The sequence below is a fragment of the Burkholderia sp. Cy-637 genome, from assembly GCF_011753175.1.
Lineage (GTDB): Bacteria > Pseudomonadota > Gammaproteobacteria > Burkholderiales > Burkholderiaceae > Burkholderia > Burkholderia gladioli.
In genome coordinates this window covers 1-10,262 of the sequence record NZ_VWWC01000211.1, presented here as the reverse complement: position 1 = coordinate 10,262, position 10,262 = coordinate 1, and the positions used below count along the sequence as shown (strand labels likewise).

The following is a 10,262-nucleotide window of genomic DNA, read 5'->3' as shown; positions in this document are numbered from 1 at the left end:
CGGCGTGCAGCCGGCCGCGACGCCGAGCGCCAGCGCGGCGGCGATCGACAGGGCAAGGCGGCGGGCGCCCGCGGCGCGGCCTCGCGGCGCGCTGGACAGGATGCGGATTCCGGAAAGGAGCATGGCGAACGGGGAACGGAACGAGCCGCCATTATCATCGCGGAGCATCCCGGCGCGCGCCCGAATAGGCAACATAAGCCGCCCCGGCGCCCTCGCGCGGCGAGGCCGGAAATCGAGCCGAAAATCGGGCCCGAAGTGCCGCCGGCGCTGATGCCGGGCATCGCGAGCGCTGCCCGATGAGCGTCACGATTTGACGCTACAATGGTCGCCGCCCGTGCATGCCGCGCGGGATTCGCCCGATCCGCCGAGGTGTCCTCGATGAGCCCAGCCCCCGCTTCCTCCAGCCGCCGCGCCAGCCCGCTGCGCTATGTCGTGCTCGCCGCCGTCGCGGTGGCGATCGCCGTCGCCGGTTATTTCGCGCTGAACGGCAAGTCGAGCGTGCCCGACGCCACCTTCACCCTGCTCTCGGGCCAGAAGGTCTCCACCAGCTCGGACCTGAAGGGCAAGGTCTACCTGGTCAATTTCTGGGCGACCAGCTGCGAGACCTGCATGAAGGAAATGCCGCAGATGGTCCAGACCTACAACCGCTTCAAGGGCCAGGGGCTCGAATTCGTCGCCGTGGCGATGAACTACGATTCGCCGATGTACGTGGCCAACTACACGCAAACGCGCCAGTTGCCGTTCAAGGTCGCCTTCGACGACGGCTCGCTCGCCAAGCAGTTCGGCAACGTCCAGCTCACGCCCACCACCTTCGTGGTCGACAAGGACGGCAAGATCCTCAAGCGCTATGTCGGCGAGCCGCAGTTCGCCGAGCTCGACCAACTGCTGCAGAAGGCGCTCGGCAGCAACGCCTGAACGCCGCCTCCCGAACGAGACAAAGCCGGCCGCGCCTCCAGGCGCCGCCGGCTTTGTTGTTTGCGAGGCCGATTTCCCGAGCCGATGACCGCAAGCTCGCGAACCGCCTCGAACGCCCCGCTCAGCGCTCGTTCTCGCCCTTGGTCGACAGCCCGTAGCGCTTGATCTTCTCGTAGAGCGTGGCCTTGCCCACATGCAGCCGGTCGGCCGTGGCGGCCACCGCGCCGCCCGTGAGCGTGAGCGTGTCGGCGATCACCGCGCGCTCGAACTGCTCGACGCGCTCCTTCAGCGACTGCTCGGCGCCGGCCGCCTCGCGCGCCTCGGCGCCGCCGGCCGGCTCCATCACGCCCTCGGTCACGCCCAGCACGAAACGGTCGGCGGCGTTGCGCAGCTCGCGCACGTTGCCGGGCCAGTCGCGCTGCATCAGGCTCTCGCGCTGCCGGTCGGTGAGGTGCGGCGCCGGGCGGCCGTAGCGCACCGCCGCATCGAGCATGAAGTGCTCGAACAGCGGCACGATGTCTTCGCGGCGCTCGGCCAGCGGCGGCAGCGCGATGGTCACCACGTTCAGGCGATAGAGCAGATCCTGGCGGAAGGTGCCAGCCGCCACGTGCTCGCTCATGTCGCCCTTGGCGGCGGCCACCACGCGGCAGTTCACGCGAATCGGCTGGTTCGAGCCGAGCCGCTCCAGCACGCCGTCCTGCAGCACGCGCAGCAGCTTCACCTGCAGCGCGAGCGGCATGCTCTCGATCTCGTCGAGGAACAGCGTGCCGCCCGAGGCGTATTCGAGCTTGCCGACCCGCCGCTTGGCCGCGCCGGTGAAGGCGCCGGGCTCGTAGCCGAACATCTCGGACTCGAACATCGGCTCGGGCAGCGCCCCGCAGTTGACCGCGATGAAGGGCTTGTCGCGACGCGGCGACATCTCGTGCAGGCTGCGCGCGATCAGTTCCTTGCCGGCGCCGGTGTCGCCGTTGATCAGCACCGAGGCGTCGGTCGGCGCGACGTTGGCGATCAGCCGGCGCACCTGCTCGATCGCCGGGCTGCGGCCGATGATGCGCGGCGCCACCACGCCCTGCACCGCCAGCTCGCGACGCAGCGCGAGGTTCTCCAGCACCAGCTCGCGCCGCTCGATGGCGCGGCGCACGGTCTCGATCAGGCGCTCGGTGGCGAAGGGCTTCTCGATGAAGTCGTAGGCGCCGTCGCGCATCGCCTGCACCGCCATGGTGATGTCGCCATGGCCGGTGACCAGGATCACCGGCACCTCGGCGGCGCGCTCGCGGCACTGCGCCAGCAGCTCCAGGCCACTGGCGCCGGGCAGGCGGATGTCGGACACCACCGCGCCGACGCGCTCGCCGAGGATCGCCTTCTCGGCCGCCTCGGCCGAACCGAAGCCGGCCACCTCGAAGCCGGCGAGCTGCAGGCTCTGCACGGCGGCGCGGCGCACCAGTTCGTCGTCTTCGATATAGATAACCTGCAGGCGGTTCGCCATCCTGTTTCACCCAATATGGTTCGATGCCGCGGCCGGCGCGCAGAGCCGAGGGATGCTCAGCGGCCGGTCGCGAAACTCTGCGGATGATGCGTGCGGGCGCGGCGCAGCGTCAAGACGAACACCGCGCCGCCCTCGGGCGCATTGCGCGCCTGCAGCGAGCCGCCCGCGTCGCTGGCGATCGAGGAGGAAATCGCGAGACCCAGGCCGAGCCCGCGCCCCATCTCCTTGGTGGTGAAGAACGGCTCGAACAGGCGCGGCAGCAGCTCGGGCGGCACGCCCGGGCCGTTGTCGGCCACCGTGATCACGATCGCGCCGGGGCTCGCCTCGATGGTCACCAGGATGCGCGGCGCGGCCACCCCGGCCACCGCGTCGAGCGCGTTGCCGAGCAGGTTGATCAGGATCTGCTCGAGGCGCAGGTCCTCGCAGATCGCCACCAGGTCGGCGTATTCGCGCGAGGCATCGAGCGGCGCCGGGCCCTGGCCCGGATGCAGCGCATCGTCGAGCTCGACTTCCAGGTTCACCGCCTGCAGCCGCTCGCGCAGCAGCGAGGCGACGTTGCGCAGCGCGCGCGCCACCTGGGCACGCTCGTTGCGCGGCCGCGCGCGGCCCACGAACAGCTTGAGCTGGTTGGTGATCTTGCCCATGCGCTCGGTCAGCGAGGCGATCGCCTCCAGGTTGTCGCGCGCGGCGGCCTGCTCGCCCCGTTCGAGCAGCACCCGGGTGTTGTCGGAGAAGCTGCGCAGCGCCGCCAGCGGCTGGTTCAGCTCGTGGGTGATGCCGGCCGCCATCTGGCCGAGCGCCGCCAGCTTGCTGGCCTGCACCAGCTCGTCGTGGGCGGCGCGCAGTTCCAGCTCGGCGCGGATCCGGTCGCCGACCTCCTTCTGCAGCTGCTCGTTGGCCTGCGAGAGATCGGCGGTGCGCTCGGCCACGCGCTGGTTCAGCTCCGCGTAGGCGTTCTGCAGCAGCGCGCGGCCGCGGATCATCTCCTTGACGCGCGCGCGGCGCATGCGCCAGTAGAAGGCCAGCAGGAAGATCGAGACCACGCCGAAGCCGGTCACCACGGTGGCGTTGCGCGCGTCGGTGTCGACCGGCTCGATCGGCGCGAGCGTGACCAGTTGCCAGTCGGGCTCGCCGAGCCGGCGCTGGGTGGCCAGGTAGCGCGGCGCGCGCATGCCGGCGCCGATCCGCACGATCTCGGCGCCCGGGCCGAGCACGCGCTCGACCCGGATCGGCACCGGCGTGACCGGCTGCTGCGCGTACTGGCGCGTGGCGTAGATCGAATCGGCGACGCTGCCGGTGAGCGGCTTGAGCGTGTGGTATTTCCAGGCCGGCACCGAGGACAGGAAGATCACGCCGTGATCGTCGGCCACCACCAGCGGCTCGGAGGCGTCGGCGCCCTGGAACCATTCGAGGTTGAGCTTGACCACCGCCACGCCGACGATGCGCCCCTCGCGCCGCACCGGCTGCGAGATGTAGTAGCCGGGATCGTGCGAGACCGTGCCGATCCCGAAGAAGCGGCCCACCCCGCCCTTGATGGCGTCGATGAAGTAAGGCCGGAAGCGGTATTCCATGCCGACGAAGCTGTCGGGGTCGCGCCAGTTGCTGGCCGCCACGCAGCGCCCGTCGGCGCCGATGATGTAGGTGGTGGTGGCGTGCGCGTGTCGGTTCAGGTCCTCGAGGTAGCGGTTGGCCCGCTCCACGTAGCCCGGCGTGTCGACGTTGGCGAGCACGTCCTGCACGAAGGGATGGCCGCCCAGCAGGTAGGGCAGCGATTCGTAGCGGTCCAGCGTGCTCTTGAGCGCGCTGGTGGTGCGATCGACGCGCACGCCCGCGTTGCGGCGCAGCTCGTCGATGCCGCGCTGCCAGGTGATCGTCCAGGTCAGCGCGCAGGCGGCGGCCAGCAGCGCGACGAGCACGAGCAGAACGAGCAGGCGGCGCTTCACGTTCGCGGTTTCCGGAAAATGGGAATCGCCTATTGTGGCATAGCCGCCCGCGCCAATAGATGCGGGGCCGGCCCGCTCGAACGCTCTCGCGCCGCCGGTGCCGGCCCCGCCGCGCAGCGGCGGCTTCTCGCGCGCCGCTGCTTCCTGCTTCACCTGTTACGCCTTCGCGGTGGTATCGCTGGCCGCCAGTTCGCCGTTGAGCGCGGCGCGCAGCTTGTTGCGGTCCAGTTCCTTCTCCCAGGCCGACACCACGATGGTGGCCACGCCGTTGCCGACGATGTTGGTCAGCGCGCGGCATTCGCTCATGAAGCGGTCGATGCCGAGGATCAGCACCATGCCCGTCAGCGGGATGGTCGGCACCACGGCCAGCGTCGCGGCCAGCGTGATGAAGCCCGCGCCGGTCACGCCGCTGGCGCCCTTCGAGGTCAGCATCGCGACCGCCAGCAGCGTGAGCTGCTGCATCCAGGTCAGTTCGATGTTGGTCGCCTGGGCGATGAACAGCACGGCCATCGTCATGTAGATGTTGGTGCCGTCGAGGTTGAACGAGTAACCGGTCGGCACCACCAGGCCCACCACCGAACGCGAGCAGCCGGCCTTCTCAAGCTTCTCCATCAGCTGCGGCAAGGCCGCTTCCGAGGAGCTGGTGCCCAGCACGATCAGCATCTCTTCCTTGATGTAGCCGACGAAGCGGATCACCGAGAAGCCGGTGAAGCGCGCGATCGCGCCGAGCACCACCACCACGAACACCGCCGAGGTCAGGTAGAAGGTGCCGATCAGCTTGAGCAGCGGGATCAGCGAGCCGACGCCGTACTTGCCGATGGTGAAGGCCATCGCGCCGAACGCGCCGATCGGGGCCAGCTTGGTGATGATGTGGACGATTCCGAACAGCACGCGGCTGGTGCCCTCGATGAAGTCCGTCACCACCTTGCCGCGCTCGCCGAGGTGCGCCAGCACGCTGCCGAACAGCAGCGCGATCAGCAGGATCTGCAGGATCTCGCCCTGGCCGAAGGCATCGAACATGGTGTTCGGGATGATGTGCATCAGGAAGTCGACGGTCGACTGGCCGTGCGCCTTGGCCGCGTAGGAGGCCACTTCCTTGCCGTTGAGCGTGGCCGGATCGATGTTGAAGCCGGCGCCCGGACGCAGCAAGTGGGTGGCCGCCAGGCCCAGCACCAGCGCGAAGGTCGAGACGATCTCGAAGTACAGGAGCGCCTTGCCGCCGACCCGGCCGACCTTCTTCATGTCTTCCATGCCGGCGATGCCGGTCACCACCGTGCAGAAGATGATCGGGCCGATCACCATCTTGATCAGCTTGATGAAGCCGTCGCCGAGGGGCTTCATGTCGACCGCGAGGGACGGATAGTAATGGCCGAGGATCACGCCGACGATGATGGCGAAGATCACCTGCACATAGAGCACTTTATAGAAAGGTTTCTTCTTCACGATGAGTCCAGTTTCCAGAAGGATGAAGTAAGCCTAGAGAACCGGCGTCACGCGCGCGGACGAATGTCAGGGGGAGCCATTCGCCCGCGCGGCTGCCGTGCCGCAACAAGCGACGGCCTCAGACCATCCGGGGGGAAGGATACGGGTGGGGCGTCATCGGTTGTCTCCTTGCTGCTGTCGTTGTCCGGCCGGGGGATCGGCCTTGCGACAGATATACGCAAGCTCGATGCCAGCTTGGCGACAGCAGGCAAGCCCTTGATTTTTATCGTTTTATGGAAATTGGCGCGGCGCGCGCAATCCGATTTTCCGGAAATCCGGAAAGCGGCGCGTCCGGTATTCCGGACGATTGGGAAATAATGTGTCGGGCCGTTTACGCGACACGAGCGGCGCGGAGGCGCCGGGGCGGCCCGCCCGCCGCGCCGGCGCCTTCGCCTCAGCCGCGCCCCAGCGCGATATAGCGCGCCAGGTGGTGATCCTCGTCGCCGAGCTGGTGGTCGATCATCACCAGCCGTTTCGCGTAGTGCGAGAGCGGCAGCTCCCAGGTCATGCCGATCCCGCCATGCAGCTGGATCGCCTCCTCGGCCACGCGCGTGCCGGTGCGCCCGATCGTGTACTTGGCCGCCGACAGGGCCCGCTCGCGCTGGGCGCGCGGCGCCTCCAGCGCGGCCGCCGCGTTGATCACCGCCGAGCGCGCCTGCTCGATCTCCAGCAGCAGGTCGGCGACGCGATGCTGCAGCGCCTGGAAGCTGCCGATCGGCAGGCCGAACTGCTTGCGCGTGCGCAGGTAGTCGATGGTCTGCGTCTTCACCACCTCCATCGCGCCGATCGCCTCGGCGGCCAGGGCCAGCAGGCCGAAGCCGGTGACGCGCTCGAGCAGCTCGGCGCCGTCGCCGGCCAGCCGCGCGCCCGCTTTCAGTTGCACGCCGTCGAGGTGCAGCTCGGCCGCGCGGCCGCCGTCGATGCGCGCGTAGTCGCGCAGCGCAAGGCCGGGCGTCTCGCGCGGCACCACGAACAGGGCCAGGCCGTCGGCCGCGTCGTCCTCGCCGGCGAGCCGCGCCGACACCACGAAGAAGCCCGCCTGCGCGCCGTGCTCGACCACCGCCTTCGCGCCGTCCAGCTTCCAGCCCTCGCCCGCCGCCACCGCGCGCGTGCGCACCCGGTGCGGCTCGTAGTGGCTGCCCGGCTCGGCATGCGCGAAGGCGGCCGTGGTGCCGCCCTCGATCAGCGCGGCCAGCCGTTCGCGCCGCGCCGCGTCGCCGCCCGCCGCGATCGCGCGGCCGGCCATCAGCGCGCCGAGGAAGGGCTCGACCACCAGGCCGCGCCCGAGGCTCTCGAACACCACGGCGAGATCGAACCCGGCGCCGCCGAAACCGCCATCGGCTTCCTCGAACAGCGCGCCGATCACGCCCAGCTCGGCGAAGCGGCGCCAAAGCTCGGCGTCGTAACCCGCCTCGGAGCGCGCGATGCGCTCGCGCACCGGAAAACCATAACGTTCGTCGATGAAGCGGTTCAGCGAATCGGCCAGCATCCGGCGATCGTCGCTCAGCTTGAAATCCATGGGGCCTCCGTCTGCGTCACAGACCAACGATCGTCTTGGCGACGATGTTCTTCTGGATCTCGTTCGAGCCGCCGTAGATCGACAGCTTGCGGTTGTTGAAATACTGCGCGGCCGCGCTGGCCGCCTCGGCCGGGCCGATCGGCTCGTCCTCGTGCCTGCCCTCGCGATCCGCCTCGAAGGCCTCGTCGACGAAGGGCATCGCGTAGGGGCCCATCGCGCGCCGCATCAGCGAGGAGATCTCCTGGCGGATCTCGGTGCCGCGGATCTTCAGCATCGAGCTTTCCGCGCCCGGCGCGCCGCCGCCCGCCACCGCCGCCAGCACGCGCAGGTTGGTGGTCTTCATGTTCTCCAGCTCGATCTCGACGCGCGCCAGGCGCGCGGCGAACAGCGGGTCCTCGGCCAGCGGCCGGCCGTTCTTCAGGAGCCGCCCGGCCACCGCGCGCAGCCGCTCCAGCGCGGCCACCGAGAAGCCGATCCCGGCGATGTTGGTGCGCTCGTAGGTCAGCAGGTACTTCGCGTAGGTCCAGCCGCGGTTCTCCTCGCCCACCAGGTTCTCCACCGGCACGCGCACGTCGGTGAAGAACACCTCGTTGACCTCGTGCTCGCCGTCGAGCAGCACGATCGGCCGCACCTCGACGCCCGGCGTGTTCATGTCGACCAGCAGGAAGCTGATGCCCTCCTGCTTGCGCACGTCGGTGGCGGTGCGCACCAGGCAGAAGATCATGTTCGCGTAGTGGCCGAGCGTGGTCCAGGTCTTCTGGCCGTTGACCACGTAGTGATCGCCGTCGCGCACGGCGCTGGTGCGCACCGAAGCCAGGTCGGAGCCGGCGCCCGGTTCCGAGTAACCCTGGCACCACCAGTCCGAGCCGTCGAGGATGCGCGGCAGCCAGTGGCGCTTCTGCGCCTGGCTGCCGTACTTGATCAGCACCGGGCCGAGCATGTTCACGCCGAACGGCACGATGCGCGGCGCGCCGGCGATCGCGCATTCGTTGTCGAACAGGAATTTCTGCGCGACGCTCCAGCCCAGGCCGCCATGCTCCTTCGGCCAGTGGCTCGCCAGCCAGCCCCTGGCGTGCAGGATCGCGTGCCAGCGCTGCATGTCCTCGCGCGTGAGGTGCAGGCCGCCCCTGACCTTGCGCGACAGCTCGGGCGGCAACTGCTCGGCGAGGAAGCGCTGCACCTCGGCGCGGAACGCTTCTTCTTCGGGAGTGAAATCGAGGTTCATCGTATCGGCTCCGGTCGAGACGAAAGAGTTGACGGGATGGGGCGTCGCGCTCAGCGCGCCGGGTTCAGGCTCGCGAAGCTCGCGCCGCGCCCGGCCAGCTCGACCAGCAGCGGCGCCGGGCGCCAGAACACCGGGTCCTCCTCGGCGTAGCGGTGGATCTCGGCCAGCACCTCGGCCAGGCCCAGCGTGTCCGCGTAGTGGAGCGGGCCGCCGCGATGGCGCGGGAAGCCGTAGCCGTGCACCAGCACCACGTCGATATCGAGCGGACGCAGGGCGATGCCCTCCTCCAGCACCTTGGCGGCCTCGTTGATCATCGCGGCCAGGTAGCGGCGCACGATCGCCTCGTCGCTGAACTCGCGCGGCGCGATGCCCTTGGCCGCGCGCTCGGCGGCGATGATCGCCTCCACCTCGGCATCGGGCTCGCCCACGCGCGCGCCTTCCGGGTAGCGATAGAAACCGCGCTGGGTCTTCTGCCCGAACCAGCCCCGCTCGCAGAGGCGATCGGCGATCGCCACGTAGCGCAGCGCCGGATCGCGCGTGGCCGCGCGGCGCTTGCGGGTGGCCCAGCCGATGTCGCCGCCGGCCAGGTCGATCACCTGGTACGGGCCCATCGGGAAGCCGAAACCGCGGATCGCGCGGTCGATCTGGTAGGGCGAGGCGCCATCCTCCATCAGGTAATCGGCGGCGGCGCGGTAGACCGCGAGCAGCCGGTTGCCGATGAACCCGTCGCAGACGCCCGCGCGCACCGCCACCTTGCGCAGCCGCTTGGCGAACGCGAAGGCGGTGGCCACCACCTCGGGCGCGACCTGCGCCGGCACCACGATCTCGAGCAGCTTCATCAGGTTGGCCGGCGAGAAGAAGTGCAGGCCGATCACGTCGGCGGCGCGCTCGCCCGCGCTGGCGGCGATCGCGTCGATGTCGAGATAGGAGGTGTTGGTGGCGAGCACCGCGCCCGGCTTGGCGAGCTGCGCCAGTTCCTCGAACACGGCCTGCTTGACGGCCAGGTCCTCGAACACCGCCTCGATCACCAGGTCGACCTCGGCCAGCGCGTCGTAGACGGTGCTGCCGGCCAGCCGCGCCATGCGCTCGTCGCGCGCCGCATCCGACAGGCGGCCCTTGGCGACCAGCGCGTCATACACCTTGGCGATGCGCGCGCGGCCCTGCGCGAGCGCGGTATCGTCGCGCTCGACCAGGATCACGGGCAAGCCCGCGTCGAGCACCGCCACCGCGATGCCGGCGCCCATCGTGCCGCCGCCGATCACGCCCACGCGCGCGATCTCGCGCGGTTTCGCCCCGCTCGCCCCGGGCACCCGGGCCGCCTCGCGCTCGGCGAAGAAGGCGTGGATCAGGCCGGCGCGCTGCGGGCTGTCCAGGCATTCGACGAACAGTTCGCGCTCGCGCTTCATGCCCTCGTCGAAGGGCAGCGCGAGCGCGGCCTCGACCGCCTCGACGATGCGCTGCGGCGAGAACAGCCCGCGCGAGCGCTTGGCCACCTCGGCGCGCGCGGCGTCGATGGCCGCCTGCGCGGCGGCGCGATCGGCCAGGTCCTGCGCGTCGCGCGTGCGGCGCATCGGCGCGCGCTTCGCCAGCAGTTCCTGCGCATAGGCCAGGCCCTCGGCCAGCGTGTCGTCGCTGGCCGCCACGCGATCGACCAGGCCCAGCTCGCGCGCGGCCTCGGCGCCGACATGGCGA

Annotated in this window: 9 protein-coding genes; 3 read left to right on the top strand and 6 right to left on the bottom strand. The window is 70.0% G+C overall.

Annotated elements, in window-relative coordinates; translation table 11 throughout:
* Together F3J10_RS36080 and F3J10_RS31780 are read left to right on the top strand one after the other, a co-directional pair.
* Window positions 1-300: hypothetical protein (locus F3J10_RS36080; protein WP_205200558.1), on the top strand; the 300-nt coding region annotated here is incomplete at its 5' end.
* Window positions 301-378: 78 nt separating this feature from the next.
* The gene (locus F3J10_RS31780) at window positions 379-915 is read left to right on the top strand and encodes a TlpA disulfide reductase family protein (RefSeq protein WP_166916604.1); all 537 of its coding nucleotides are present in this window, start codon (window positions 379-381) and stop codon (window positions 913-915) included.
* Between the two features lie 121 nt (window positions 916-1,036).
* Here the strand turns inward: F3J10_RS31780 and F3J10_RS31775 are convergent, their stop codons facing one another.
* The 3 genes from F3J10_RS31775 to F3J10_RS31765 form a co-directional block, all read right to left on the bottom strand.
* Window positions 1,037-2,401 carry a sigma-54 dependent transcriptional regulator gene (locus F3J10_RS31775; protein WP_025097056.1) on the bottom strand — a complete coding sequence of 455 codons (1,365 nt, stop codon included), beginning with the start codon at window positions 2,399-2,401 and terminating at the stop codon, window positions 1,037-1,039.
* 56 nt (window positions 2,402-2,457) lie between these two features.
* Complete coding sequence (locus F3J10_RS31770) at window positions 2,458-4,401, bottom strand: ATP-binding protein (RefSeq protein ID WP_051598209.1); 1,944 nt, start codon at window positions 4,399-4,401, stop codon at window positions 2,458-2,460.
* 99 nt (window positions 4,402-4,500) lie between these two features.
* On the bottom strand, window positions 4,501-5,787 hold the full coding sequence (locus tag F3J10_RS31765; RefSeq protein WP_025097058.1) for a dicarboxylate/amino acid:cation symporter: 1,287 nt from the start codon (window positions 5,785-5,787) through the stop codon (window positions 4,501-4,503).
* 168 nt (window positions 5,788-5,955) lie between these two features.
* Between F3J10_RS31765 and F3J10_RS31760 the strand changes: the two genes are divergently transcribed.
* Window positions 5,956-6,144, top strand: coding sequence for a hypothetical protein (locus F3J10_RS31760; RefSeq protein ID WP_166916608.1), 189 nt, complete (start codon window positions 5,956-5,958; stop codon window positions 6,142-6,144).
* A gap of 76 nt (window positions 6,145-6,220) precedes the next feature.
* Here F3J10_RS31760 and F3J10_RS31755 read toward each other — a convergent pair whose 3' ends face one another.
* The 3 genes from F3J10_RS31755 to F3J10_RS31745 form a co-directional block, all read right to left on the bottom strand.
* On the bottom strand, window positions 6,221-7,345 hold the full coding sequence (locus tag F3J10_RS31755) for an acyl-CoA dehydrogenase (protein ID WP_167243756.1): 1,125 nt from the start codon (window positions 7,343-7,345) through the stop codon (window positions 6,221-6,223).
* 16 nt (window positions 7,346-7,361) lie between these two features.
* On the bottom strand, window positions 7,362-8,570 hold the full coding sequence (locus F3J10_RS31750) for an acyl-CoA dehydrogenase family protein (RefSeq protein ID WP_167243755.1): 1,209 nt from the start codon (window positions 8,568-8,570) through the stop codon (window positions 7,362-7,364).
* A 50-nt stretch (window positions 8,571-8,620) separates the two neighbouring features.
* On the bottom strand, window positions 8,621-10,262 hold a 1,642-nt coding region (locus F3J10_RS31745; RefSeq protein ID WP_167243754.1), incomplete at its 5' end, for a 3-hydroxyacyl-CoA dehydrogenase NAD-binding domain-containing protein.

Coding starts and splice junctions, on each gene's coding strand:
- F3J10_RS31780 (WP_166916604.1), top strand. CDS start 379: ATGAGCCCAGCCCCCGCTTCCTCCAGCCGCCGCGCCAGCCCGCTGCGC.
- F3J10_RS31775 (WP_025097056.1), bottom strand. CDS start 2,401: ATGGCGAACCGCCTGCAGGTTATCTATATCGAAGACGACGAACTGGTG.
- F3J10_RS31755 (WP_167243756.1), bottom strand. CDS start 7,345: ATGGATTTCAAGCTGAGCGACGATCGCCGGATGCTGGCCGATTCGCTG.
- F3J10_RS31750 (WP_167243755.1), bottom strand. CDS start 8,570: ATGAACCTCGATTTCACTCCCGAAGAAGAAGCGTTCCGCGCCGAGGTG.